This window comes from Helicobacter aurati (genome assembly GCF_003364265.1).
Taxonomy (GTDB): domain Bacteria; phylum Campylobacterota; class Campylobacteria; order Campylobacterales; family Helicobacteraceae; genus Helicobacter_A; species Helicobacter_A aurati.
Map to the genome: position 1 here is coordinate 1 of NZ_NXLW01000003.1, position 26,655 is coordinate 26,655.

General features: G+C 36.6%; 22 protein-coding genes, 1 other RNA gene and 2 pseudogenes. 11 read left to right on the forward strand and 14 right to left on the reverse strand.

Annotated elements, in window-relative coordinates; all coding sequences use genetic code 11:
• The 7 genes from CQA66_RS02115 to CQA66_RS02145 all read left to right on the forward strand — a co-directional run.
• Positions 1-408: LbetaH domain-containing protein (locus CQA66_RS02115; RefSeq protein ID WP_483401380.1), on the forward strand; the 408-nt coding region annotated here is incomplete at its 5' end.
• A 9-nt stretch (positions 409-417) separates the two neighbouring features.
• A complete protein-coding gene (locus tag CQA66_RS02120) occupies positions 418-651 on the forward strand; it encodes an acyl carrier protein (RefSeq protein WP_104763226.1) in 234 nt (77 codons plus the stop codon).
• Positions 632-1,369: an SDR family NAD(P)-dependent oxidoreductase gene (locus CQA66_RS02125; RefSeq protein ID WP_158657019.1), complete on the forward strand. Its 738-nt coding sequence runs from the start codon at positions 632-634 to the stop codon at positions 1,367-1,369. Before CQA66_RS02120 ends, CQA66_RS02125 begins: the two co-directional genes overlap by 20 nt.
• A 15-nt stretch (positions 1,370-1,384) precedes the next feature.
• Positions 1,385-2,233 carry an AAC(3) family N-acetyltransferase gene (locus tag CQA66_RS02130; RefSeq protein WP_104763228.1) on the forward strand — a complete coding sequence of 283 codons (849 nt, stop codon included), beginning with the start codon at positions 1,385-1,387 and terminating at the stop codon, positions 2,231-2,233.
• Entirely contained in the window at positions 2,230-2,493 is a 264-nt protein-coding gene (locus tag CQA66_RS02135; protein WP_104763229.1) for an SDR family oxidoreductase, read from the forward strand. The genes CQA66_RS02130 and CQA66_RS02135 overlap by 4 nt, the downstream gene beginning before the upstream one ends.
• A complete protein-coding gene (locus tag CQA66_RS02140) occupies positions 2,480-3,076 on the forward strand; it encodes an SDR family oxidoreductase (RefSeq protein ID WP_104763230.1) in 597 nt (198 codons plus the stop codon). The genes CQA66_RS02135 and CQA66_RS02140 overlap by 14 nt, the downstream gene beginning before the upstream one ends.
• Positions 3,077-3,115: 39 nt before the next feature.
• The gene (locus CQA66_RS02145) at positions 3,116-4,747 is read left to right on the forward strand and encodes an AMP-binding protein (RefSeq protein WP_104763231.1); all 1,632 of its coding nucleotides are present in this window, start codon (positions 3,116-3,118) and stop codon (positions 4,745-4,747) included.
• Here CQA66_RS02145 and CQA66_RS02150 read toward each other — a convergent pair.
• Together CQA66_RS02150 and CQA66_RS02155 are read right to left on the reverse strand one after the other, a co-directional pair.
• Positions 4,731-5,630, reverse strand: a complete 900-nt coding sequence (locus tag CQA66_RS02150; protein WP_104763232.1) for an NHL repeat-containing protein — start codon at positions 5,628-5,630, stop codon at positions 4,731-4,733. The genes CQA66_RS02145 and CQA66_RS02150 overlap by 17 nt on opposite strands.
• A gap of 96 nt (positions 5,631-5,726) precedes the next feature.
• Positions 5,727-6,500 carry a MetQ/NlpA family ABC transporter substrate-binding protein gene (locus CQA66_RS02155; protein WP_104763233.1) on the reverse strand — a complete coding sequence of 258 codons (774 nt, stop codon included), beginning with the start codon at positions 6,498-6,500 and terminating at the stop codon, positions 5,727-5,729.
• 237 nt (positions 6,501-6,737) lie between these two features.
• Here CQA66_RS02155 and ssrA point away from each other — a divergent pair.
• The 3 genes and pseudogenes from ssrA to hemL all read left to right on the forward strand — a co-directional run.
• Positions 6,738-7,102, forward strand: a transfer-messenger RNA (tmRNA) gene (gene ssrA / locus CQA66_RS02160).
• Between the two features lie 162 nt (positions 7,103-7,264).
• Complete coding sequence (locus CQA66_RS02165; RefSeq protein ID WP_104763234.1) at positions 7,265-10,141, forward strand: FAD-binding and (Fe-S)-binding domain-containing protein; 2,877 nt, start codon at positions 7,265-7,267, stop codon at positions 10,139-10,141.
• A gap of 54 nt (positions 10,142-10,195) precedes the next feature.
• Positions 10,196-11,260: pseudogene (gene hemL, locus CQA66_RS02170) on the forward strand (glutamate-1-semialdehyde 2,1-aminomutase); the annotation flags it as partial.
• An 11-nt stretch (positions 11,261-11,271) separates the two neighbouring features.
• On the opposite strand, the gene CQA66_RS09420 reads toward hemL, so the two are convergent.
• From CQA66_RS09420 to glmM, 5 genes and pseudogenes are all read right to left on the reverse strand, one after another.
• Positions 11,272-12,474, reverse strand: a complete 1,203-nt coding sequence (locus CQA66_RS09420; RefSeq protein ID WP_244910949.1) for a glycosyl transferase family 90 — start codon at positions 12,472-12,474, stop codon at positions 11,272-11,274.
• A 48-nt stretch (positions 12,475-12,522) separates the two neighbouring features.
• Positions 12,523-13,548, reverse strand: coding sequence for a uroporphyrinogen decarboxylase (hemE, locus tag CQA66_RS02180; protein ID WP_104763236.1), 1,026 nt, complete (start codon positions 13,546-13,548; stop codon positions 12,523-12,525).
• 58 nt (positions 13,549-13,606) lie between these two features.
• Positions 13,607-14,272: pseudogene (locus CQA66_RS09560) on the reverse strand (methyl-accepting chemotaxis protein); the annotation flags it as partial.
• A 497-nt stretch (positions 14,273-14,769) separates the two neighbouring features.
• Positions 14,770-15,672 (reverse strand): cache domain-containing protein, encoded by a 903-nt coding sequence (locus tag CQA66_RS09430; protein WP_104763237.1) that lies wholly within the window; start codon positions 15,670-15,672, stop codon positions 14,770-14,772.
• 152 nt (positions 15,673-15,824) lie between these two features.
• Entirely contained in the window at positions 15,825-17,159 is a 1,335-nt protein-coding gene (gene glmM, locus CQA66_RS02195; protein ID WP_104763238.1) for a phosphoglucosamine mutase, read from the reverse strand.
• Positions 17,160-17,296: 137 nt separating this feature from the next.
• Here glmM and CQA66_RS02200 point away from each other — a divergent pair, with 137 nt between their 5' ends.
• Positions 17,297-18,037, forward strand: coding sequence for a hypothetical protein (locus CQA66_RS02200; protein ID WP_104763239.1), 741 nt, complete (start codon positions 17,297-17,299; stop codon positions 18,035-18,037).
• Here the strand turns inward: CQA66_RS02200 and CQA66_RS02205 are convergent.
• The 7 genes from CQA66_RS02205 to nuoL form a co-directional block, all read right to left on the reverse strand.
• Complete coding sequence (locus CQA66_RS02205; protein ID WP_104763240.1) at positions 18,016-19,191, reverse strand: MalY/PatB family protein; 1,176 nt, start codon at positions 19,189-19,191, stop codon at positions 18,016-18,018. The two genes, CQA66_RS02200 and CQA66_RS02205, sit on opposite strands and share 22 nt — an antisense overlap.
• Before the next feature lie 220 nt (positions 19,192-19,411).
• Positions 19,412-20,008, reverse strand: coding sequence for a peroxiredoxin (locus tag CQA66_RS02210; protein WP_104763241.1), 597 nt, complete (start codon positions 20,006-20,008; stop codon positions 19,412-19,414).
• Between the two features lie 140 nt (positions 20,009-20,148).
• A complete protein-coding gene (locus tag CQA66_RS02215) occupies positions 20,149-20,946 on the reverse strand; it encodes a ferritin-like domain-containing protein (protein ID WP_104763242.1) in 798 nt (265 codons plus the stop codon).
• Between the two features lie 34 nt (positions 20,947-20,980).
• Positions 20,981-21,538 carry a flavin reductase family protein gene (locus CQA66_RS02220; protein ID WP_104763243.1) on the reverse strand — a complete coding sequence of 186 codons (558 nt, stop codon included), beginning with the start codon at positions 21,536-21,538 and terminating at the stop codon, positions 20,981-20,983.
• Between the two features lie 4 nt (positions 21,539-21,542).
• Complete coding sequence (locus CQA66_RS02225) at positions 21,543-23,003, reverse strand: NADH-quinone oxidoreductase subunit N (RefSeq protein WP_104763244.1); 1,461 nt, start codon at positions 23,001-23,003, stop codon at positions 21,543-21,545.
• Positions 23,000-24,760 (reverse strand): complex I subunit 4 family protein, encoded by a 1,761-nt coding sequence (locus CQA66_RS02230; RefSeq protein ID WP_233707750.1) that lies wholly within the window; start codon positions 24,758-24,760, stop codon positions 23,000-23,002. Before CQA66_RS02230 ends, CQA66_RS02225 begins: the two co-directional genes overlap by 4 nt.
• Before the next feature lie 14 nt (positions 24,761-24,774).
• Complete coding sequence (gene nuoL / locus CQA66_RS02235) at positions 24,775-26,655, reverse strand: NADH-quinone oxidoreductase subunit L (RefSeq protein WP_104763245.1); 1,881 nt, start codon at positions 26,653-26,655, stop codon at positions 24,775-24,777.

Below are 26,655 nucleotides of genomic sequence, written 5' to 3' on the forward strand. Positions count from 1 at the left end.
GAGTTGAAGCATAAAACAAGATTCTATAATCTTATTTCTCCTAAAGCTTTTATTACACATACAGAATATATTGGGGAATGTAATGTGATTGCACCGTTTTGTGTGATTGCCTATAACGCAAAAATCGGCACAGGTAACGTTATTAATGTGCAATCTGCAATAGGACATGATAGCCAGATTGGAGATTTTAATGTGATTGGTTCTTATTCTGGATTTGGTGGATTCTCTAAACTTGGCAATGGGAATTATTTAGGTCCTAGAGTGAATCTCTTCCCAAAGTCGGTTGTAGGCAACAATTGCAAAATATCAGCCGGAAGCATTATTTTTAAGCGTATGCGAGATGACAAAATCGCCTTTGGCAATCCTGCCGTAGTCATCGGTGAGAATGAAATATTTACTTTTAATTAAGGAGCAATTATGCAAGAAATTTATCAGAAGTTACAAGAACTTTTAGACGTAGATTCATTGAGTGAAGAACAATTACTAGCGGATTTTGAGGATTGGGATAGCTTAAGCATTATTTCCTTTATTGCTTTTTTGGACACAAAATATCAAATCAATCTCTACACAAATGAGTTGCAACAAGCAAAAAGTGTCAAAGATTTATTGCAACTCATTGCGGATAAGCAGCATGAGCAAGACGGCAAATAAACCATTTATTTTACTTAGTGGTGCTACTTCGGGCATAGGTAGAAGTATAGCCCTAGCCTTAAGCGAAGAATATTCACTTATTGTTCTCGCAAGGGATACCAACAAGGTACATTCCTTGCAAAACGAACTAAACCATAACAAAAAGCGGGATTTTCTCCCTCTTCTATGCGATTTAAGCAAAATCGACTCCCTTAGTAACATACTCAATCAATGTGGAGAAAACACTATACAAGCTTTTATCCATTGCGCTGGATTACGTTATGTGGGCTATGCTAAGACGTTTAATTATGCAGAAATGCTTGAAGTCTCAAATGTCAATCTTTTTGCATGTATGGAAATTATGAAATACCTGCTTAAAAAGCAAAAACATTCCTTGCAGAATTGCGTCTTTCTCTCAAGTGCCTTTAGTCAGAAAGGAGAAGTAGGTAATAGTTTCTACGCCGCTACAAAAGGCGGATTAGATTCCTATATGAGAAGTTTAGCCTTAGAGCTTGCACCAAAGATTCGAGTAAATAGCATTCAATGCGGCGGTATTTTTGACACAAACATGACTAATACACTTTTTACCCCTGCGCAAAAAGAAAAGATACTCCTCTCCTACCCTCTAGGAGAAGGTAACAAAGAAGACATTGTACATGCAGTAAGATTCCTACTTAGCAAACAAGCTCGTTGGATAACGGGAGTGGGTTTACAAGTAGATGGCGGATTGCACATTTAATTCAAAAGGACATTCATGCGTTCACCTGCTCTGTTTGCAACACAACACACAACAATCTCAAAACAAGATATTTTTGCAAGTCTGCGCAAAATAGAAGCTTGCAATAGCGAATATCTTTTTATTCATTCTGCGCTAAACTTTGGCATACCGCTCTTGCCAAAACAAGAAATCCTAAAGCATTTAAGCGATATTTTGCTAAAACTTGGAGCGAAATACCTTATTGTACCTACTTTCACATTTAGTTTTTGCAATAAAGAAAACTTTGATAGAGTGCATTCTAAGTCTTCTATGGGAATGCTGAATGAATATTTAAGGAAGCTTGACATTGCCAAACGTACAAGAGATCCTATTCTCTCTTGCGCTATTATCCCTTGTTCCTCACAAAGCGTACCTTCTGATTTGTTGCTTTTAGGGAAACATTCCTGTGGGAAAGATTCTATTTTTGATAGATTGCATTATGCAGAAAGAGTAAAGTTTCTCTTCTTTGGCAATAGAGTGCATGACTGCTTCACGCATTCGCATTATGTTGAGGAACAATTACAAGTACCCTATCGCTACAATAAAGAATTTAGTGGCTACATTATCGACCAAGACAAACAAGAATGGGAAACATTTATCCTGCCTGTGCGCTACGCCAATGTAAAAGCCTTTAGTGATGACACTCTTAGCAAGGCACTTGATGCGCATCGCGCCATCAAAAGAACAACCCTAGGCAATGGCTCTTTGGAAATAGTAGAGGAGAAACAAGCTTATACAATCATTGCAGACAACATACGTAACAATATTGATTTTATGCTCGCAGAACCCTATCCAAGAGAGCATTTAGATACTACATATATTTATGAAAAGAAGGTAGCCTTATGAATTACACACTTATTACAGGTGCCACATCGGATATTGGTATGGCGGTTTGTCGAAATCTTAAAGCCTATCCTTTGATTTTACACGGTAGAAACACACAAAAGCTTGATTTTTTATTCAAAGAATTAGCAAACCCTTTGAATCGAATCTGGCAACATGATTTAGAAAATATAGAGAATCTTTCTCCATCATTGCAAGCCGTTTTACAAACGCACATTGAACATTCAAACAATACGGGGGGGGCAGTCCATGCAAGATTCTAAGAATCAATCTTCCATGCTAGATTCAAGCTACTCCGAACGTGCCTTACATCACGTTAAAACAGCTCCTAATGATACGGTATATATTAATGCCGTGATACATATTGCAGGGATAGCACAATTTAATGCAATCAAACATTTCTGTTTTTCTGAATGCGAAAGAATGTTTCGCGTAAATGTCTTTAGCATCTGTGAGATTATTAAGGCTCTAAGCAGCAAGCTACATAGAAAGCATTTGCGAAACATTATCTTTCTCTCAAGCATTAGCGCGCATAGAGGATATAAGGCTATGGGGTTATATGGTGCTTCTAAAGCTGGATTATGCTCTCTAGCTAGAAGTCTAAGCGTGGAATTAGCTCCCTATACACAAGTGAATAGCGTTGTGCTAGCGGGCATTCGCACAAGTGGCACGGAATTTCTCTATACAGATTCTTTCATAGAAAAAATGGACACAATTTATCCTTTAGGGCAAGGCACTATCCAAGATGTAGCGAATCTTATAGAGTTTCTACATTCCAAAAGCCGATGGATAAGCGGACAAAATATTTTCTTAGATGGCGCAATGGGTATGGCTGGACAGCAATGAATAGATTGCGCTTCAAATACAATAACCTATTAGGAGGACGTGTTGCATATTAACGTTATGGAATATTTTTTACGCACTGCAAAGAATCATCCAGCCAAAATTGCCTGTCAAGACAAGTATCGCTCTATTTCTTTTGAAGCCTTAGCAAAAGAATGTTTCACTCTCTCAAGTAACCTGCTTAACACAACATCATATTCATCAGAACAAGCGCGCTTGACAAACATTGCTAGTGATTTTTATCATCTATATAATCCACCGCAATGCTATGCCCTATTCTTGCCTAAGAGTATAGAATCTCTTGTTGCGTTGTTTGGTGTATTGCTTTCGGGCAATATGTATATGCCTCTTGATGTGAAGAGTCCTAAAGAGAGGCTAAGAAATATTTTATGTAATATTCAGCCTCAAGCTCTTATTGCAGATACAAAGCATTTAGGGGTTTTGTCTGATTGTTTAGGGGAGAGTTTTGATTCTAAAGAAAGTGTTTGTTATTTAGAATCAAATTGTCAAGAATCCTTTTGTATGCAGATTCTTTTGATAGAAGATTTATTGCGAGAATCTATTATGAAACAAACTAAGTATCAATACAGAATTGATACAGATCCAGCTTATATTATTAATACTTCAGGTTCAACAGGTATTCCTAAGGGGGTGGTTGTTTCTCATAGATCTGTGATTGATTATATAGAATGGATAATAAGTGAAGATTCTCTTAGACCTAGTGTCAATGATATTATTGGGAATCAATCACCTTTTTATTTTGATAAATCATTATTCGATATATATCCCAGTATTGCACTTGGCGTAAAGTTACTACTCATTCCCGAAGAAAAATTTCTTTTCCCTTTAGAGTTGCTGCGATTCGTAGAGCAAAAACATGTGAATTATATTTATTGGGTGCCCTCGATACTCAAAAATATCGCCAACCTTGATTTATTGAAAGTATGCAAACCAAAACTAGAAAAAATCTTCTTTGGAGGTGAAGCTATCAATGCCAAAACACTCAACTATTGGATTGCGAATTATCCTAACGCTACCTTCGCTAATCTGTATGGACCAAGCGAAATCACAGATATATGCGCTTATCATATAGTGAAAAGAACATTTCATGACAAAGAAATCATCCCTATCGGTAAAGCCTGCCGCAACACGCAAATCTTGTTGTTAGATTCTGGCAATAAGCTGATACATACCTCTTTCACAACCGGAGAGCTCTATATTCGTGGCTCTTGTCTTTCCTTGCAATATTGTCGAGATACAGAAAAATCACAACGAGCATTCATACAGAATCCTCTGCACACAAATTTCTATGATAAAGTGTATAAAACAGGGGATTTAGGCTATTACAATGAACATGGTGAAATCGTGCTAGTGGGTAGGAAGGACTTTCAAATCAAGCATAACGGTTATAGAATCGAATTAGGTGAAATCGAAAATATTCTTGCGAATCACAAAAAAATACAAGATGTTTGTGTGTTGTATAGGCAAGAGGAAATTGTCTTATGTTACCAAGGGGAAACTATCACACATCAAGAAATAATACAATACTGCAAAGACAAGATCCCAAAATACGCAATGCCTAGCAAACTCTTTAAAATAGATTCTATGCCACTTAATGCCAATGGCAAAATCGATAGACAAAAATTATTAGATTGGCTTAAACTGCAGTCTTAGGGAAAACAATTTGCAGTAAATGAGCGTTTTCGGAATCCAAAAACCACAACGTTTGTGAATCAATAAGAAAATCCGAAAAGTTTCTGATTTCTTTTTCCAAATATATCTCAAAAACCCTACCTTCAGGAGTAATCTTATATAAAATATTGCGCACATTAACAGATTCTTCCTCTACATGCTGCGCTACTTTATCCTCTCTCTTGCTTACAAAAATCTCTCCTTTGTCTGTAACGGCTATATCAGAAAACTTGCCAGATAAGCTACTCAAATGAGTAATATTTTTTCGGTGAATATCAATTTGTAATATCCGAGCTTGTTCCTGCCTACAAGAAGTGATAACATAGAGATTCGTACCATAATACGCTAAACGATATGGGGAACAAAGAGAGAATGGAATAACAACAAATGTAGAATAGCTCTTTCTTTTTAAATCAACTACAAAAATAACCCCTGTTGTCCTACCGCTTACAAACAACGTATTAGCACCACCATAGATAATATCATTCAAATGCGATTCGCCATTAATTTGCAAGTTAAACACTTGTTTTTTGGTACGTAGATTAAAGCCCTTGATTCTATCAGAATCCATAACATACAAAATATTATTAAGAACTACCATGCCTTGAGGATAATCAAGATTTTTAATGAAATGAGATTCTATAAGCACGCCTGTTTTACTGACTTTAGAGATAAAAGCATTGCCACGTTTGATGGTGTTAGATGTGTTATTAGCAACATTACTGATATATAAAAAGGATTTATCCGCAATAATCCTATTTGGCATAATAAGCTGATTGGCTAAAGTATGCACTTTGACTTCTTGCGCCCAGACAAAACTCTCCCCACCCCATAATAAAATGAGCAAAAAAACCACAATTTTCAAGATACTTCCTTTATTTTCTAATGGATAAAAATTATACTTGAAAATATTATTGATTTAAATTAATTTTTGCCCTCTTTGCAATCTAGCTTTTATAGTCTAAAATACGGGAATAACTTCCCCTTGATAATGCTCTTCAATAAATTTCTTTGTTTCTGGGCTTTGTAATGCCTTTTTGAGGGCTACAATATCTTCTCTATTTTCATCTCCAGATCGTACGACTAAGATATTAGCAAAAGCCGATCGAGAATCTTCTAGCTTTAACGCATCTTTAGCTTTCAAATTTGCTTGCAACGCAAAATTACCATTAATAACAGCCGCATCGACATCATCAAGAGTTTTTGCTAGCAAACCAGCATCAAGCCTCTTAATCTTAATCTTCTTAGGATTGCTCTTAATGTCATGTTCTGTTGCAGCAAGGTTATTTGGATCTTTTAACGTAATGATTCCGCTGTTGTGCAACAAAATAAGCGCACGCGCAAAGTTACTTGCATCGATAGGCACGGAAATAACAGCCCCTTTTCTTAGTTGGCTTATATCTCGAATTTTTTGCGAATAGATTCCAAGTGGCTCGATATGGATTTGCGCAATGCTGACTAAGTGCAGGTTTTTGTCTTTATTGATTTTCTCGAGATACGGCAAGTGTTGCATAAAATTCGCATCTAATGATTTATCCTCTAAAGCAAGATTAGGTGTTATATAATCATTAAAAACAACTATTTTTAAATTCACCCCTTGCTTTTTAAGCATAGGAACAACCGATTGCAGAATCTGTGCGTGAGGGACAGGAGTAGCTCCTACCTTTATCTGACCTGCGAAGCCTACGCCAAAAAGTAGCAAACTCGGTATAACCAAATACAGTAACCTTTTCATAATAATTCTCCTAAATATCTATTGGTATAGAATCTTAACGATACTATGTTTCCACTTAAGGCAATGGAAACTCTCAATATAATACCACTTTTTATTTCAAGCAAAACGAAAATTTTTCTAGGCTTAAAAATTTATTGATATATTTATACAAAATTAACAAGTGCGAGATACTATAATTCTTGTGGCTTTACCAACAAGAGACATAGCTTCGTTATGCTCTCTACTCACAAATACAATGGGGCTGACTTGGCTTTCGACAGGAATGGATAGGCTTAAGTGCATGTGAGCCGGTACGCTCTGAAACTGCCACAATTTATAAACGCAAACAACGCAAATTACGCTCCAGCTTACGCAAAAGTAGCGTAAGCTTCATCGCTTTTTGGAGCCGATTCTAGTATTTCTTTCTAGCAGAAAGCTAGAATCGTCATTCTCGCTAGATGCTTCTTTGCTCGCACCGAAAGTAAAGGAAAAGACAAAGGTTGCTTGTGGATTCTATCTCGGGGCACTGGATAACCACAAAAAGACAGCATTGCCTACTAAACATGTAGATTCTTAAGAAGCTTCATTTTTGGACTGGGGTTCAACTCCCCACAGCTCCACCATTTATTCACACTTTGATTGGCATTTATTTGTTTAATTGTATAAATTTCATTCTACAACACAATATATTCAAGCCTTTTTTCACATTTTACATATTTTGACTTGGCATAAAAGATTCTAATAGTATAATTAAGTCACAATTATTAATTAAATAAAGAATACGAATGGGAACGGACTTCAAAGATTTCACAGGTTTTATCAATGCAGCACAAGTGATTTGTAAAGACAGAGTCTACACAGATTATCTTCGTTTATTTGCTTACGGCACAGACGCATCTTGCTATCGCTACATTCCAAAAGCCGTTGTTATAGCGCACAATGAATCAGAGATACAACAACTCTTTACACTAAGTCAAAAATTCAATGTGCCTCTTACATTTCGCGCCGCAGGGACAAGCCTTAGTGGGCAAGCATGTAGCGATAATATCCTTGTAGTAGCAAATGCGATGTGGAAAAACATAGAAATAACACACAATGCAGAAAGTATTTTTTGTGATTGCGGCGTGATTGGCAGCGAAGCCAATGCGGTACTTAAACCCTTTAACAAAAAAATAGGGCCAGATCCTGCCACTCTCAATAATGCAATGATTGGGGGGATTTTCTCTAATAATTCTAGTGGTATGTGTTGCGGAACGAAACAAAACAGCTATCAAACTATACGTTCAGTGCGAGTAATCTTACATGATGGCTCTGTACTTGATACAAGCGAAAGAGCAAAGCCAAACGAAAGCTTATCGGCTTTCATGCAATTACATAAAGACAAAGCAGACGCTCTGCTAACCCTTCGCCAAGAAATTTTAGATGATAAAGAATTATGCGCGCTGATTAGACGTAAATTCGCTATCAAGAATACTACGGGATATAGTTTGAATGCCCTGCTTGATTTTGATGAACTCAAAGATATTTTAAATCATATTTTCATCGGCGCAGAGGGAACTTTAGCGTTTGTTTCAAAAGTAGAATACGAATGCGTAGAAGACTACACGCATAAAGCATGTGCTCTATTATTTTATCAGGATTTATACTGCGCATCAAAAGCAGTAGAGATTCTTGCACGTAATGAAGATATTGTGAGTGCCGCGGAGATTATGGACTATGGTTGTTTAAAGGCTGTTAGGAGTTTAGACAATATAGACGAAAGGATAATGGACGCACAAGAAGGACAATGTGCATTGCTTGTACAACTCGAGGATTCTAATAAACAAGGCTTAGAATCTAAAATCACCACTATTACAACAGCACTTAAAAATGCGCCTAGTCTTTTTGGAGAAGAGTTTAGCCTTGATGAGAAAACACAAAATTCTTGGTGGAAAATTCGCAAAGGACTCTTGCCACTCTCTGCTTCAATGCGACCGAATCGAAGTGTAGTAATCACGGAAGATATTTGTTTTGAAACACAAACCTTTGCACAGGGTATAGAAAAAATAACACAACTCTTTACTGAATTTAACTTTGAGGGTATTATTTTTGGACATGCGTTATCAGGGAATGTGCACTTTATTATTACTCCTATTTTAGACGATGAAGGCGAAAGCGCTCGCTTTGGTTCTTTTATGGAGGCTATGGTGGATTCTGTAATTGCGCTTGGCGGCTCTACAAAAGCAGAGCATGGTACAGGACGGATGGTTGCTCCATTTGTCGAAAAAGAATGGGGTAAAAAAGCCTATGCAATGAATCAAAAAATTAAAGCTATCTTTGATTCCGATAATCTCATTAACCCTGATGTTATTATTTCTTCTGATCCTTCTATACATCTTAAAAACTTTAAATCTTCCTCTGCCGTAGAGGATTTCATTAATGGCTGTATGGAATGTGGATTCTGCGAAAAAATATGCCCTAGCAAAGAACTAAGTCTTACGCCTAGACAAAGAATCACTATCCAAAGAGAAATCGCAAGACTACAAAACAAGCAATCCCCAACACATGAAGAAACACAGCTCTTAGAAGAATTACAAAGAGATTATCTCTATTTGGGTGTAGAAACTTGCGCAACTTGCTCACTATGTGCGACACTTTGCCCGCTAGAAATTGACACTGCAAAAATCGCCTTACAAATCACACCCAACACCGTCTCAAATACTGCAAAATTCATTGCCGCACAAGTAGGAAAAAACTTGCCTCTTACCCTAAGAATGGCAAAAGTTGGCTTGAATCTAGCCAATATCGGGAATAAAATATTTGGGAATCACACTATCAGCAAGCTAAGCAACAAGGCAAATACATCTTTGCGCATGCCTTTTATCCCCACTACTATGCCACGTAGCAACAACTATATCCCACAAACAAAACACACGCATTCTTCTCCAGCTGATAGGCAAGTCATTTATTTTAGTACCTGCATTAATCGTACTTTTGCCCCTTCAGCTCAAATGAGTGATAGCCGCACTTTACAGCAGGTATTTGAAAACGTTTGTGCTAAAGCTAATATAGCAATTATTTATCCAACCAATCTCGAACACCTTTGTTGCGGTAAAGCCTTTAAAAATTATCCCGAAACTTCTTCTAGCAAAGCATCGGAGTTATATGCAACGCTTATGCAACTAACACAAGGCAACAATATCGATATAGTATGCGACCATAGCGCGTGTAGCTATGAGCTTATAAACTCTATTGCTACAAAACAAGATTCTAAGAATCCGCCCTTAAAAGTCTATGACATGCCACAATACATTGTTGAAGTACTTTTGAATCGATTACACATTACGCCGCTCAACGAAGATATTGCACTTTATGCAACCTGTGCGACAAAAAAAGGAAAAGCGGAGGATACATTGCAAAAAATAGCTAAAGCCTGTACAAACGGACGTATTCTCGTTCATGAAAAAACACATTGCTGTGGATTCGCAGGCAATAAAGGTTTTAGCACCCCCGAACTCAATGCAAGCGCGTTAAGAGAATTTGCTGACTTTTATGCAAACACAACCTGCAAAAGAGGCTTTAGTAGCTCAAGTACTTGCGAAATAGGGTTAAGTCATCACAGCGGCTTTACATGGCAGAATTTACTTTATTTAGTTGATGAAACAAGCACGCAAAAACAATAGACAATAGAGAACATAGTATAATTTGGAAACTATTGCTGATTCTAAAGGAAAATTATGAAGAATATAAGAAATAGCATTAATGATTTTAATGAAGCAAAACAAGTAATTCCTGGCGGAGTAAATTCCCCCGTACGTGCCTATGGTAACGTTGGAGGTACGCCTCGCTTTATTAAAGAGGCAAAGGGAGCCTATCTGATTGACGAGGATGATAATTCCTATATCGATTTTGTACAAAGCTATGGACCGCTTATACTTGGACATAGCCATGAAATAGTCATTCAAGCGGTACAGCAAGCAGCACAAAAAGGATTGAGCTATGGTGCACCAACAGAGCTAGAAACTGCGCTTGCAAAAGAAATCATTAGTACTTGTGAAGGCGTAGAAAAAATACGACTTGTTAATAGCGGCACAGAAGCAACAATGAGTGCTATTCGACTCGCACGTGCCTTTAGTAGTAAAGACGGTATTATGAAATTTGAGGGATGCTATCATGGACATAGTGACAGTTTGTTAGTAAAAAGCGGAAGTGGGTTAGCAACATTCGGAGAGACTAGCTCTAAAGGAGTTATCCACGATATTGCAAAACACACATTTGTAGCCCAATATAATAATTTAGATTCTGTACTTGAATGTTTAAAAGCCCATAAAAATATCGGAACAATCATTGTTGAGCCAATCGCGGGCAATATGGGCTTAGTGCCTGCTACACAAGAATTTTTACAGGGGCTACGTTCTATCTGTGATAAAGAACATATTGTACTAATCATTGATGAAGTAATGAGCGGATTTCGTGCTAGCCTTAAGGGTTCTTATCCTTTCTATGAAGTCAAAGGCGATTTAACCACTTATGGCAAAGTTATTGGCGGTGGCATGCCCTTAGCCGCATTTGGAGGTAGAGCAGAAATCATGGATATGCTTTCCCCTTTAGGCAATGTCTATCAGGCAGGAACATTAAGCGGTAATCCTATTGCAGTTTCAGCTGGGCTCGCAACTCTAGCTGTGATCAAACAAGATACAGGACTCTATACAAGATTAGAATCTTTAGCCAATCAATTCAGCAATGGTTTTATGCAAATCGCAAAAAAATACAATATTTCCCTACAAACGGCAGTTCGTGGTGGCTATGATAATCATACGGTAAAGAGTTCTTGCTCTTCCTTGCTAATATCTAATTGCGAGGAGAGATAGAAATATTTCCTCAACACTAATAAATTAATCGCTGCTTCTAGCTTCGCGTCAAAAAACTGCTCGCAAAATTTATGCGCATTGTGGATAATCTCCTGTGCTTCATCTGTATTGCGTCTATAATATTCCATCTTTTCTATAAGATCGCTATATGTGTTATCAATTGCAACATAATGCACGTCCGCCTTAAGAGAGGATTCCATAAACCATGTTTCCATTTCTGGTTTTGGCATAATGCACAAAGAATTGGAGCTAAGAATCCATTTTAAATTGCTCGCGACATCATACCCCTCAAGACTTAACAAGAACTTATAAGGCAAATGCGCCGCAATCGGTAGTTTAGGCTTACGCCAAAGCTCGTGAAGATTCTGTAATGAATGCGTGTATTGCGAATTGGCATTGGTAATATTTTTTGTGTCTGCAATGAATGCTTGATCTGGATATGCTAGTTTCATTTCAGAATCAAGCATTTGCGTAACATGGCTTGCAGTCATAGTAGGATCTACTCTCCCAACATGCCCTATATCACATTGAGGATGAAAGAAATATTTGTGAAAAAAACGTATTCGGTGTTTTTGATATACCGCTCCACGAAAAAGCAACATGTCTTTTTTGTCTTTAAAATCCATAGTATCGTGCACAAATTGAAAATGCCTGTATTTTTCTAATTGCAAAAGCACGGAGCAATCATTTTGTGGCACGATAGGACGAGATTTCACAATGCTAGGAGTGTTAAGCAAAGAGCTTACATCGTTATACAGAAATGCCCAACGTAAAGAATTAGGAAAATATCGCAACCATTCTTCTGAATCAAAATAATAAACCGAACCAAACTTCGCACTATTATTTCTAATATTGTCTATATGTGGAGATATGACATCTAGTTGATACAAGCGACTAAATGGGGAAAACTGTTTGCTATTATCAATGGTTGTTTTAGGAGGCAATTCCGACTCACTTTGTGGCAGTACAAAAGCTTGCTGCAATTGATTGCAGAAATTCACTCTTTTTTGTAAAATATCCCATTGCTTATCATACATGCGAAAAATACGAGAGATAGAAGATTCTAATTTTTTTTGAAAAAAAATCTTTGGTATCTTTGCTTTGATAATGCCCTGTATATTATAAAGTAGTCGAGGACGGCGCAACATAATCCCTTAAATCATCAAATTCATTGCAGAATAATCAAATGTCAACTAATTAAATTGACTTGATAATTCGCGTACAATTTTGACTAATGCGACAGCATTCTCTCGAGGTAAATCCTCTATCATGCCGTGCCCTAAATTAAAAATATGCCCTTTATTTTGCATGATGTTTAGTATTTCCTTAACGCCTTGTTGCATAGAATCATAATCATAAAGTCGCGCTGGCTCAAGATTACCTTGCAAAACGAATCTATGACCTACTTTATGTTTTGCCTCCTGCATACTAATCTGCCAATCGATACCCAATACGTCAAATTCGCCATACAAATTTTCTAAATATGCTCCTACGCCTCGTGGAAACACAATAATAGGTATGTGAGGGTATTCGCGTTTGATATAAGAGGTAATATCTTGCAGATATTTCCAGCCAAATGCTAAATATTGCGACATCTCAAGAGCATTCGCCCATGAGTCAAAAAGCATGACTGCATTGACACCTGCCTGTATCTGCAGACTTAAATACTGTTTAATTTCATTGCTAAGAATCTGTAAAAGCTTATCTAATAAAGAAGGGTTAGTGTAAAGCATTTTTTTGCTTTTATGGTAATTTTTTGTCCCATGTCCCTCAATCATATAAGTAGCCAATGTCCAAGGTGCACCGCTAAAGCCGATTAACGCTTTGTCAGCAGAAAGCTGTTGGCGAGCGCACGAAATAGTATTATACACATAGCTAAGACTATGCTGTATCCCTGTTTTTAACGAACGCAAAGAATCCGCAGAATCAATACATCGTTGAAACTTAGGTCCAAAGCCTTGAATAAATTCTAACTCTAATCCCATTTCATAGGGAATCACTAAAATATCACTAAAAAGAATTGCCGCGTCAACGTCTAATAAAGTAATTGGTTGCAAGGTAATCTCTGTGGCTAAATCTACTCGCATGCAAAGATCTAAGAAATTTTTCGCTTGCGAGCGTACCTGCTTGTACTCAATCAAATACCTGCCCGCCTGCCTCATCATCCAAATAGGGGTATAGGGGGTAGATTGTCTAAAACATGCTTGAATGAAAACCATATTTAACCTTTTTAACAAATAATCTACTAGCAACCATTAGAGATTTCTAAATGATATTTTAGAATCGTTTTTTGTTTACATCATCTAAAATTTTACTTGCAATAGCATTAACATTATCACTAATAGTCTGTGTCTTGTGTGCAATATCAACGTTATCTTGCGTTACGTTCTCTAATTGTGAAACTGCTTCATTGATTTGAGAAATGCCTTGTGCTTGTTCTCTAATGGATTCTGCCATATCATTAATGGATTGCACTAAGATATTGGTATTGGCTTCTATTTCTCCTAGAGACTTCTGTGTTCTTTCTGCAAGCTTTCTTACTTCATCTGCTACAACTGCAAAGCCTCTGCCATGTTCTCCTGCCCTTGCTGCTTCTATGGCTGCATTTAATGCTAAGAGATTGGTTTGGTCTGCAATGTCTCTAATGATTCCAATTACATTTTTAATGTCTTCACTTTGGTGAATGACTTCATCTGTTCTTCCAGAAACACTCTGCATAGAAGAAGTGATTTCTTCAATAGCTGTGGCTGTTTCTTCTAAAGAGCTTGCTTGTTTGTTGGAAGATTCTGAAAGTGTATTGACTGCATTCTCTAATTCTTTAGATTGAGATTCAAGCTCTTTAGCGAAGTTTCGTGAGGTAATAAATATTTGCGTTATAGAATCTCCAAGATTATTGACACCTTGCTCTAACCCTTGTGGATTCTCTATTCTTGGAGTAAAGTCATTCTTTTCAAAAGAATCAAAGACTCTTTTAGCATCTGCAAGATTATCACCGATAAGATTGTAGAGAGTCTGGGACATTTCATTCAAAGAATCTTTGAGTTTATTGATTTGTGGATTCAAGCTAGTCTGTGTAATGTTCTTTCCAAAGCGACCATGCTTTGCTTCATCAACAATCGACATGACTTCATTCACAAGCAAGGAATCTTGTTCTAGGCTCTTTTGTGTTTTTTCTATGTTGGCATTAATGGCTTCTGCCATATTGCCTAGTTCGTCATTTGCGGTAATTGTAATAGGTTGTGGCTTTTTACCTTCATAATTAATATATTTAAAAAAATTATCGAGAAAAGTACGCAATCGCATTAATCTCGCTAGGATTTGCCATTTTGTAAAAAATGTCAATACGACAAGCACAATAACAATTACACATGCTACCATAATGATAATTTGTGTGCGCAAACTATAATAGACAGAAAGTATATCCTTTGTTGGCGTAAGCGTTAAAACATGCCATTTAACATCACGTCAAACAACGGAATATTGATATTAGCATGTGCCGCATAATTCTTCTGTCCTGTTGTATCCCTGATAGCTGCCTTCATTTCTTCATTATTCAATACTTTAGCAACCACAGATTCCAAATGTGGCGACATCTTTACTAAATCACGTAAATTCAAACCGATGATTTTATCTTTGTTATTGGAGTTAGAAGTGATAATTGTGCCATCTTGTGCTATTAAAATTCTCGCTTCATCAGGATATGAGACATTAGTCGTAGCAAGGAGCACATTGGCAATATGCTCATAGTCCAATATACCACCCAACACACCTATAACCTCACGTTGCTTATTGATAATAGGGAAAGCAAAGACGGAACCTTGTATTTCTCGACCTTCAATCCTTATGCGCATAGGAACACCTAATTGTTCTTTACGAGTCTGTATCGCTTGTTGCACAGCAGGGAGATTGAGAATCTCTCTATCAACTCGTAAAATATTTGAACTACTTTGGCTAGCAAAAATCATAAGACCGTCATCAATTCTTATATTTTCTGGAGCATCAGAATTTCTATGTATCAAATAGAGAAATCCGTAACTTGTATTATCACTCTCGTGAGTAATTCCAAGAACTTGGTCAATCAGATAACTATATTCTAGCGCATGAAAATGTGAGAGACTAGAAGCATATACCTTAAACGGATACAAACCAGAATTTAACAAAGCATTCGCATTGCTAGCGTTATACTTAGCGGACAGCAATATAGAATCCATAGCAGATTCTATTTGTGTTTTTTTGACTTGCCTTAAAACAACCGCACATAAAATACCAATAGTAATAAAAATCGTAGCAAAGATTATTAACCTCATCTTTGAAGCCAAGCCGAAACGATACTTTTTAACCATAACCACTCCTTAAATATTTAAAGTTAAAACATATTCTATTCAATAGCGAGATACATCAGAATCTACCCTGCTCCTGTTGTATCTCGTTGCTCGCATTGTACTCTAATAGTATGTTATTTCATTACTGCTCCTTAACGTACTAACAATTTATTTTAATGTAATTTTTGTAAAAAAAATTCTCCTAATGTATTTTGATAAGTTTCTAACATGCTAATTTCTTTACCTTCAAGCAATATTCGCAATTTATTTTCTGTCCCAGAATAACGAATAATGTGCCGAATATGTTTTGATTCAATTTCCTTGAGAATCTGAGTCAAGCCTTCAATATTTTCAAACGGAATCTTTTTTTGTATAGGAAGATTCGCTTGTATTTGTGGATAGAGAGAAAAAGGATTAAGAATTTCACTACTTGATTTTTGACTTACTGCCATTAGTGCCAATACTTGCAATGCAGACACCAAACCATCACCCGTTTTCGCAAATCGTGAAAAGATAATATGTCCACTTTGCTCTCCGCCAAAAATAAAATCATGCCGTAACATCTCTTGTAATACAAACTTATCGCCAACACCACAACGATAAAGCTGTATCCCATTTGATTGCAAGAAATCCTCTAAAGCATTATTGCTCATAATAGTTGCGACTACGCCAAGATTCTTAAGGCTCTTTTGATTTTTTTGGAAAAGGGCTAATGCTCCAATAAGCTTATCCCCATCTACAATGTTTCCTTGATTATCCACAACTACAAGTCTATCGGCATCACCATCAAGCCCAAAACCAATGTCTGCTCGCATACGTTTTACTTCTAAAGACAAAGAATGAGGGAAAATAGCACCGCAATTTTCATTAATATTATAACCATTAGGAGTATTATTAAGCACAATAACATCTGCACCCAATTCCCTAAAGATACTCGGACCAACCTTGTAAGCTGCTCCATTTGCACAATCTAAAACAATCCGAATCCCTTGTAAATTTAAATGCTTGGGGAAAGAATGCTTAAGATGCACAATGTATCGACCAATTACATCATCAATGCGTTTGCTTGAGCCAATCTCTCTATCTGTTTTATAACATTGCAAAGAATCCACATTGTGATAGATTTCCTCAATTAAAGTTTCCTTATCTTCAAAGAGCTTGAAGCCATAGCTATCAAAAAATTTCACTCCGTTATCATAGAATGGATTATGACTAGCACTTATCATAATTCCTCCATCACAACGCATATCTTCAGTCAAAAAAGCAACTGCGGGCGTTGGCATAGGTCCTATTTGGATAACATCCATGCCAACAGAAGTTAATCCAGAAACCAACGCATTTTCAACCATATAGCCGCTCTTTCTTGTGTCTTTGCCTACGAGAATCTTATTAGCAATTTTGTTTCTTTGAAAGTAGATTCCAGCGGCGATTCCTAGACGCAAAGCAACCATAGAAGTAATATCCACGCCAGCCTTGCCACGAACGCCATCTGTGCCAAAGATTTTCATAGACTATCCTTCATTAAGTAATCAAAGTTACAATACAATCTTAGCATATTTTCTTACTGCAACGTAACTAGTAGCCATTCAATTTAAAGCCTTAAAATGAGAGAAAATGCGATTCTAAACCTCATGGAGAATAATAGATGACACGAAACCTTATGCTCTATAGTGTGCTACACATTTGCTTGTTTGCGGATTCTCTTGATAGTATTGTTATTGAGCAATTGCAGCAAAAACAAGAGCAAAAAGAACAATCTCAAAGCCAGAAACAAACAGAAGACTCCCCACAAAATCAAGAAACAGAATCTACAAACGAACAAGATTCTAATAATCAAGAAAAGCCGCAAGAAAAAGGCAACATGCAACGTTCTATTTTTGATTTTCGTCAAAACAAAACCAAACAACAAACAGCCAACAATACCTCTTTGTGCTGGTTTATCGGTGGAAGTTTTAATGGGTATTATCAAACGCGACTCCATTCACTGGATGTAAATTTCTTCGCAACATCTCTGCACGCGGGAATATTTTATGAGTTGGCTGATAATCATGGTTTCAAGGGATATGCAAGTGTGGCTTATAAGAGCCTTGATAAAAACAATTTGTTTGCCGCTGGAGGTGGAATCGATTATTTTTATAATTTTAAAACCGCAGGAATATTTGGCGGAATCTATGTAGATATACCCATACAAAGCAAGGTTTTACGTTCGGCTGATGTGATTATTCAAGGTGGAATGAGTTTATATGTCTCTCCGAAATTGCGTATAGAATTTGCAATAGGCTATCCTATTGCGCATGATGAAGCAATACAACGTAGCTTTTCTTATGGAGTATCTTTACAATACCTTTTTAAGAATAATCCTCCTCAACGTGATTCAATAAAATGACAACCCGCCTGCAATCTCCGTAATCCATCCTCTAATCGTTCCCTCGAAGTTGCAAGATTCATACGCAAAAACCCCTTGCCATTCTCCCCGAAGTCTGAACCTTTGGAAACATAGAGTCCTGTTTCACGTCGCAATATTTCGCAAAAGTTTTCTATGCTCTCTGAATCTTTCGATGGAATTTGTGAATAATTAATCCATGCAAGATAGGTTGCATTCGAATGAACAACCCGCAAATAAGGCAAATGGGTAGCAATAAAATCTTGAAGTGTTGTTTTATTTTCTTCAATATATTGCACTAAGGATTCTAACCAATATTCACATTGCGTATAAGCAGCGATACAGGCTTGTAATCCGAATATATTAGACGAATGCGCATGCTCCTTTTGCAAAGCTCTTAACATCTTTCTTCGTATATCGCTATTAGGAACAACAAGACAAGCGGTGTGTAAATCTGCTATATTAAAGCTTTTGCCAGCAGAGAGTGTTGTAATACTATGCGCAGCGCAAAGAGAATCAATTGATGCAAACGGTATATAACGTACAAAAGGAGCAGTTATATCGCAATGAATTTCATCCGCTACTACCAATACCTTATGCTTCGCACATAAATGCCCTATTTTGCGTAATATCTCTTTATCCCAAACTTTACCAATAGGATTATGCGGACTACAAAGGAGAAAAACCTTTGTTCGTGTCGCACTAAGTTTTTCTTCTAAATCTTCAAAGTCTATTTCATAATCCCCATTACGATACAACAACGCATTATTTAGTACTTCTCGTTGGTTTTCTTCAATACATCGATAGAACACATGATAAACAGGGGATTGCAACAATACAGAATCTCCCTCATCTGTAAAATGACGAATAATACAAGAAATAGCTGGGATAACTCCTCTTGCAAAAAGCAGCCATTGCCTTTGCATAGCAAAACAATACCTTCTCTGCCACCATGTCATAATACTTTCAAAATATAATTCAGGCACAACTGTATAGCCAAAGATTCCATGTTGTAACACTTTATGCAATGCTTCTGTAATTTCCTTAGCAACTTGGAAATCCATATCTGCCACCCACATGGGTAGTTCGTTTTTCATAACATTCCATTTAAGTGAGCAAGTATCAAAACGATTAAGAGTTTGAGAAAAATCACGCATTATTATTCCTTATCTAGTGCTAATAACAAAGTAATTGTACTACAACTATATAGAATAGAAGAGCAACAAAACACAATCTTAGAATCATAGGAAAGAGTGTTCTAATAAATGGATAGGAAGTAAAAGAAGATCCGTATAAACTATCTAGCAAGATTTGCCAATAGCTTATATTGTAGAGAAGGAGATTTGCTGAATGCAAATCTAATGAATAAAATAGGAATTAGAGCTTATCGCTATTTTGTGAAAGATATTCTTTCACGCCATCTGCTGTTGCTTTCATGCCTTTATCGCCTTTTTGCCAACCAGCAGGACAAACTTCGCCATGTTCCTCATGGAAAAGAATCGCATCTACTAGTCGCAAATATTCATCCATATTTCTACCAAGTGGTAAATCATTCACTGTAGCATGTCTAACAATTTGATTTCTATCAATAATAAAACTTCCTCTAAGTGCTACTGCTCCATTAAAGAGAACATCATAATCTCTTGAAATTTGCTTAGTAATATCAGAAACCATTGGGAAAGTTACTTGACCGATACCGCCTTGATTAATAGCTACATTTTTCCATGCAAAATGCACAACATCAGAATCAATAGACACTCCAATCACATTGAATCCTCTTTCATTAAAAGCCTTAACTCTCTTGTCCATTGCAATAATTTCGCTAGGGCATACAAAGGTAAAGTCTTTTGGCCAAAAGAACAAAACAGCGCCATTTTTACCCAAATTTTTACTTAATTCAAAATTATCAACGATTTGGTTATTTGGCAATACTGCTGGAGCAATAAAGTCTGGTGCTTTTCTTGTTACTAACATGCTTGTCTCCTTGTAAAAAATAAAAATTGTTTGATAATAAATAATTATTATCGCTTCAAGATTCTAACCTAATACATTTAATGATTTTTCACAAAAAAATAAAATTTTTCAAGACATTAAGGAAAGTCCCTAGCAAGTAATTATCTCTGTAAGGATTGCAATGATTCTATTTCTGCTTGTGTGTAGCCTGCCCGCTGTCTCGCAATGATATTTGGAATTTTACCTATCAGATTAAAATCGCTAAAAGATTCTAGAATCTGCGCTAAAGAACGGCTATCGCTTTCCTTATCTTGTGCATACGATAGCCACTTCCCACCCTTTGCAACGTGCGCGATTTCATCATGCAGAATAATTTCTAAGACTCGCAAAATCTCCTCTTTCAAAGAAAGATTGGTTTCTGCAATTTTCTGTGCTACAAAAGGATTAGAATCTAACCCTAAAGCCTCTAACCCCTTGTGCACCAAAGCCATACGTTCAATTAAAGTAGGTGTTCTTTGCATAGCACAAAAGAGATTATCGTGGACAAAAAAATCTCCATACTTAAACCCCAACTCCAATAAAAGAGACTCTAGCATATTAAAATGCGTTACTTCTTCATAAGCCAACTCAATAAAATCTTTATAATATTGCTTTGGCATGTTTCTAAATCGATACGCAGCATCCAGCCCCAAATCAATCGCGTTATACTCGATATGCGCTACTGAGTGTAGCACTTTGGCGACTGACTTTACACTTTCACACTTCTTAGGACGTTTGATTCTCGTAGGGTGAGTAATTTTACACAATGTTGTGTATGAAGGTTCTGATAAGGTATGTATAACGCCTCCATGAATAAACTGCATAGAATCAAAATTAATAGAGATTTCTTTTATTTGCGCACGCTTAGATTCTATATCATTGCTAATAAGTGCTTCAAAAACACGAGCAAAAAAGTCCATTTACACTTACCATGTATCTCTTAAGAAAATCTCACTATCTATAAATAAAACTCTTTCCAACTCTGCCAACATTGTCTATACTGAAATTAAGATTCTCGGTATAAATATTATCATGAATGAAAACCTCTTTTGCTTCTACAATGAGAGTTGAAGAAGTCTGATTAAACTGTAATATCTCTTTAAATTCACAAAAAAATGCTACAAGACTCCCTTGTACCATCGGTGGATAATGGATAGAAACAGATTCTAAAGGAATAGCATATTGCGTTGCTTCACTAACGTCATAGGGCAGTTCTGTACTAGTTTGCTGCATAGATTCTAAAAATCCCACTTGTACCGTGCTAATTGTTATTTTTTGCGTAGATTTTGCATTGATAAGCGTGTCTTTTAATTCTCCATTCCCTTTATTCATAATGTTGACTCCAAAAATAACAGGAGTCGCACAAAGTGGAGCAAAAAAGCTAAAAGGAGCAAGATTCACTACTCCCGCGCTACTTATTGTGCTAATCCAAGCAATGGGTCTAGGCGTGATAGAATTACTAAGAATCTTATAATTAGCAAGTGGTGTAGAATCTAAAAACTTGATTACCATCTATTCATTCTCCAAGCATAAGAAAGTCTAATGCAAAAGATACTACAAATACCGCGCAAAAACTAAGCAAGGCGCAAGTTGCAATAATAAATTTAATGCTAGAAGTAGCATTGTTTTGATAGAAATTTGGATCTTCATTCGCATGCTTTGCTCTAAAAAACATAGCAACAATCGGTTTAAGATAATAACATACAGCAATTGCACTATTAAACATCATTACAAAAGCCAAAGCGATTTCTCCCTTTTGCAACGCGCTACTTACAACAAATATTTTCCCCCAAAAAATGCTAAAAGGCGGTATTCCGGCTAATGACAGCATAAAGAAAGCCATAATAAGTGCCCCGATTGGACAAATTTTACTAAATCCATAGAATCTCTCAAGATGATAATCAGAGCCAGAATAAGCACTCACTGCAATATTATTAGGACGATAGACCCACAATAGCGCAAATGCCCCTAAATTAGTTATCAGAAATAATATCCAATAAAGTGCCAAAGATTCAAAGCTACCTAAATACACACAAGCCAACGCAAAGCCAGAATGAGATATAGAGCTAAAGGCAAGCATTCTTTTTATATCTTTTTGCAAAAGAGCTGCAATATTTGGCAAGGTAATAGTAATAAGTAACAACGTCCACAAGAGCTTTTCTACAAAACCATCTTGCAAAGTTTCCACATCAAAAATAACACCAAAAATCTCTAAAAAAACAACAAATCCAGCAATCTTTGGAACAATAGAAATATAACCAGCTAACACAGGGTTACTTGCTTCATAAATATCAGGCATCCAACTATGCCAAGGCACTAATGAAACCTTAAACCCAAGCCCAGCCAAAATAAATATCACACCACCAAGCACAATAAGATGCCTTGAAATATCTTCATAGCGCGAAACTTCCTTATAATAAGACATAGCATCAGCAATACCGAAACTTCCTACATAAAGATAGAAAAGCAAGATTCCAAAAATAAAAAATATACTTGCTAATGCGCTAGCTACGAAATATTTGATGCTTGCCTCAATCCCATGCGATCGTCTATTAAAGGCAATAATCGTAGCTAAAGGCAAACTCCCAATCTCTAATCCCAATAACACAAAAATAAGATTATTGGCATTTGACATTAATAAAAAGCCAGAAACCGAAAAGAGATATAAAGGGTAAAATTCAGCCGTTTGAAATTCCACAAAACGTAATCGAGAAAAAGTAAGGAATACAAAAAAGAACGAGGCAGTAAGAATGATAAGTTCAGCAACTAAACTCACAAAAGAAGTATTCATGCGATGCCCCACACTTAAACAGAACAAAAATGCGGAAGCAATAAAAATCATACATAAAGAAAGGCTTGTACTACGCGAAAAAGAATTGGCAAAAGCATTGCCAAATAATACGACAATAGCCCCAATAACCAAAATAGCAGATGGCATGTAAGCATAGAAATACATAGAGAGTTCTGTTTGATTCATTGGTTACTCCTATTTTGTTGTATTGCGCGTTCGTTTTCATCAGCAGGGGAATCTTGCGATGACGTTTCATGTAATTCTTCACTCAATAATGTTTCTTGCTGATATTCTTGAAATAACTTCTCTAAAGCCTGACGAATTTCGGCAGAATCTAATATATCATCCGGATTGTCATTATTAGAGATTGTATGTTCAGAATCAATAGAATATCTTTGCGAGATTACAGGACCAATAAGACCTTCATTGACTTTTAATAAATGCTGCTTGCTACTTTCTTCATGCGCTAAAGTATAGATTGTAGCAATAAGCTGTTGTACAGAAATCTGCATGGGCTTCAACAAAGTGTTAGGGAATACTCCAAGCCATATAATCACTAAGACTATTGGAACAATCGCACAATATTCTCTAAAATTCATATCTTTTAAATTCGAAGTGAAAGATTTATTCTCAACAAATTCACCATAAAAAACATTTTTAAACAAATAAAGCATATAGCTTGCTGAAATAATTAATGTCGTACCCGCAAGAGCAGTAAGAATAGGCGATGTTTGGAAATAACCATACAGCGATAAAAATTCACCAACAAAACCAATTGTTAAAGGTAAGCCTACATTAGACATCATAACCACAGCAAAAAACGTAGAGTAATGAGGCATAACAGTAGCTATTCCTCCGAAGTCATTGGTGTGTCTTGTCATTGTGCGATAGTACAGCATACCAGCCAAGAGGAATAGACCGCCGCTTGTGATTCCGTGTGCTACCATCATAAATATTGCACCGCTAATTCCTTCGCTATTAAAACTAAAAATTCCTAGAACTACGATTCCCATATGTGAAATAGAACTATACGCAATGACTTTTTTAATATCTTTCTGCTTAAACGCAATAATCCCTGCATATACGACCATAATTACCGCCAAAACACTCACAATTGGCATAAAATAAATACTTGCATCGGGAAATAATGGCAACGGAAAACGTAACAAAGCATAAGTACCCATCTTAGAGAGCAAAGCCGAAAGCATAACACTTCCTAAAGCTGGTGATTCGGTATAAATATGTGGCAGCCATGTGTGTAAGGGAACAATTGGAATCTTTACAGCAATAGAGAGGAAAAAGCCCAAAAACAACCAAACTTGTGTTTCAAAAGGAATATAAATATCTGCACTCCTCCATACTGAAAGGTTGAAACTCCATGCGCCTGTTTGCTGATAGCATAAATACCCCATATAAATAATTGCAAGCAACATAATCACGCTTGAAGCAAAAGTGTAGACAAAAAACTTCAAACCAATATAAATCCTTTGTCCGCTGCCCCATGCTCCAACCATATAAAGCACAGGAAGCAAAGCCAACTCCCAAAAGGTATAAAACATCAACGCATTCTCTGATAAAAACAACGCCATGAGAATCCCCTCTAATGAGAGCAAGCAAACAACAAAGGGTTTTGCATCATCGAGTCTACGTAAATAGATTGTTGCAATAAATATAAGAAAGGCTGTTAAAACAATAAGAAATAAAGAGATTCCATCAACAAAAACAACATAATCAATGCCTAATTGCGGAATTAAGAAAAACTTATTAAAAAATTGTACATCCACAACATCAGGGCGATAACTTATCCATAAAGTAACCACTAACCCTAATTCGATAAAAGAAATGATTCTGCCAAATCGCTTTGCTCCACCGTCATCAAATATCAAGACAAAGAGACACGCGACAAGAGGGCAAGCGATAATTAAACTCAACAAATATTCCACATTCTACTCCTTGCCTATACCAAAATAAAATAGAGCAACGTTACGATGAAGAGTATCGCGACGCCAACGGACATCAACCGAAGCATACTGCTAAGATTCCCATTTTGAATCGGACGTAAGAGATAGCTCATTACCAAGAATAATTTGCCTACTGAATCCACTATTTTATCAATAATGCCCATATCGATAATATAATAAAACAAATCTGAAAGTAAACCAAATGGCTTAACAAATACTATTCTATAAAGCTGTGGAATGTAGTATTCATTACTAAGAATCCTATGAAAAATATTATAGTGAGATTTTTCTTGATAACCTTTTTTATACATAATATAAGCAAGCCACATAGAAATCACAATGAGTCCGAGCGTTAAAAGAATAAGCAAGAAAAGATTCTCTATATGAATCTCTACTGGCAACAAAGCAGTTGAGAGAAAAAGAGCAAACTGCTGATGAAATAATCCCGCTACAATAGCTAATATAGCCAACGGTGTCATAGCATAAAGCATAACCTTACTTGCCTCATGTGGATGTTCATTGTGATTCTTTGGAGCAATAAACACAAGTGTATACAACCTAAAACTATAAAAGGCTGTACAAACCGCACCCAATAGTAAAACAACCCAAATAGCATACTCATGCTGCGCAAAAGCTAATTCCAGAATCTTGTCCTTTGAAAAATATCCAGCTAAAGGTGGGATTCCACATAATGCAATAGAACCAATCAACATAAAAATCATGCTTGCTCTTAAAGGCTTAGATAGTCCTCCCATCTTTGTAATATCAAGCTTGTCATTCATTGCGTGCATCACGTTGCCAGCCCCTAAAAATAGTAGCGATTTGAAAAAAGCATGCGTAAATAAATGAAACAATGCAATCCAATACGCGCCAAGTCCAGCAGCAACGAACATATAACCAAGTTGAGAAAGTGTAGAATAGGCAATGATACGTTTTAAATCCCGATTAACAATTGCCATAAGCGAAGCAAAAATTGCAACAAAAGCTCCAAGGCATGCAATAAAATAGGCAACATGTGGCACAAGATTATAAATAGGTGCTAAGCGAATAACCAAATAAACGCCGGCAGTTACCATTGTAGCAGCATGAATAAGCGCAGATACGGGAGTTGGTCCCTCCATAGCATTAGCGAGCCATGTATGCAAAGGGAATTGCGCAGATTTACCCATCGCACCAATAAAGAGCAGTAAGGCAATCCACGTAAGAATGGTATCACTAGGAGGATTAGTAGCTAAAGCTACAAAAATATCACTATAAGAAAGCGAACCAACAGCAATATACACAAGAAAGATTCCAAGTAGCATTCCCAAATCTGCTACCCTATTCATTACAAAGGCTTCGATAGAAGCAGCATTAGCACTCTGCCTTTGATACCAAAAACCAATCAACAAATATGAGCAAGTTCCTACACCTTCCCAGCCAACAAACAAAATCAAAAGATTATTGCCGCCTACGAGTAGAAGCATTGAAAAAACAAATCCCCCAAGATAAGCAAAGAATCTATTGAATCCTTTATCATGCGACATATAACCGATAGAATAAAAATGTACCATACTAGAAACAAGGGTAACCACAAAAATCATAACTGCATTAATCTTGTCAAACATCAATGCAAAACTCACATGAAACTGCCCCGTCTCAATGAAATCCCATAGGATAACATGGAAGCTTTTCACATCAGACAATGCAATAAAATACAACAGTAAGCAAGCAATCACAAAACTTAGGCTAATAAGTAAAGAACACACAAAACCAAGTGCTCTTGATGGAGCTAAAGTCGCACTAAATGCACCCAATAGGCTTGCAACAAGAGGAAGAAATACTAGTATCGATAATAATATTTCCTTATAAAGAAATATCCAATTAAGTAACGACAT

Coding starts and splice junctions, on each gene's coding strand:
- CQA66_RS02225 (WP_104763244.1), bottom strand. CDS start 23,003: ATGAATCAAACAGAACTCTCTATGTATTTCTATGCTTACATGCCATCT.
- CQA66_RS02130 (WP_104763228.1), top strand. CDS start 1,385: ATGCGTTCACCTGCTCTGTTTGCAACACAACACACAACAATCTCAAAA.
- CQA66_RS02155 (WP_104763233.1), bottom strand. CDS start 6,500: ATGAAAAGGTTACTGTATTTGGTTATACCGAGTTTGCTACTTTTTGGC.
- CQA66_RS02135 (WP_104763229.1), top strand. CDS start 2,230: ATGAATTACACACTTATTACAGGTGCCACATCGGATATTGGTATGGCG.
- CQA66_RS02140 (WP_104763230.1), top strand. CDS start 2,480: ATGCAAGATTCTAAGAATCAATCTTCCATGCTAGATTCAAGCTACTCC.
- CQA66_RS09430 (WP_104763237.1), bottom strand. CDS start 15,672: ATGGTTAAAAAGTATCGTTTCGGCTTGGCTTCAAAGATGAGGTTAATA.
- CQA66_RS02210 (WP_104763241.1), bottom strand. CDS start 20,008: ATGTTAGTAACAAGAAAAGCACCAGACTTTATTGCTCCAGCAGTATTG.
- glmM (WP_104763238.1), bottom strand. CDS start 17,159: ATGAAAATCTTTGGCACAGATGGCGTTCGTGGCAAGGCTGGCGTGGAT.
- CQA66_RS02220 (WP_104763243.1), bottom strand. CDS start 21,538: ATGGTAATCAAGTTTTTAGATTCTACACCACTTGCTAATTATAAGATT.
- CQA66_RS02125 (WP_158657019.1), top strand. CDS start 632: ATGAGCAAGACGGCAAATAAACCATTTATTTTACTTAGTGGTGCTACT.
- hemE (WP_104763236.1), bottom strand. CDS start 13,548: ATGGTTTTCATTCAAGCATGTTTTAGACAATCTACCCCCTATACCCCT.
- CQA66_RS02165 (WP_104763234.1), top strand. CDS start 7,265: ATGGGAACGGACTTCAAAGATTTCACAGGTTTTATCAATGCAGCACAA.
- nuoL (WP_104763245.1), bottom strand. CDS start 26,655: ATGTCGTTACTTAATTGGATATTTCTTTATAAGGAAATATTATTATCG.
- CQA66_RS02120 (WP_104763226.1), top strand. CDS start 418: ATGCAAGAAATTTATCAGAAGTTACAAGAACTTTTAGACGTAGATTCA.
- CQA66_RS02200 (WP_104763239.1), top strand. CDS start 17,297: ATGACACGAAACCTTATGCTCTATAGTGTGCTACACATTTGCTTGTTT.
- CQA66_RS02215 (WP_104763242.1), bottom strand. CDS start 20,946: ATGGACTTTTTTGCTCGTGTTTTTGAAGCACTTATTAGCAATGATATA.
- CQA66_RS02205 (WP_104763240.1), bottom strand. CDS start 19,191: ATGCGTGATTTTTCTCAAACTCTTAATCGTTTTGATACTTGCTCACTT.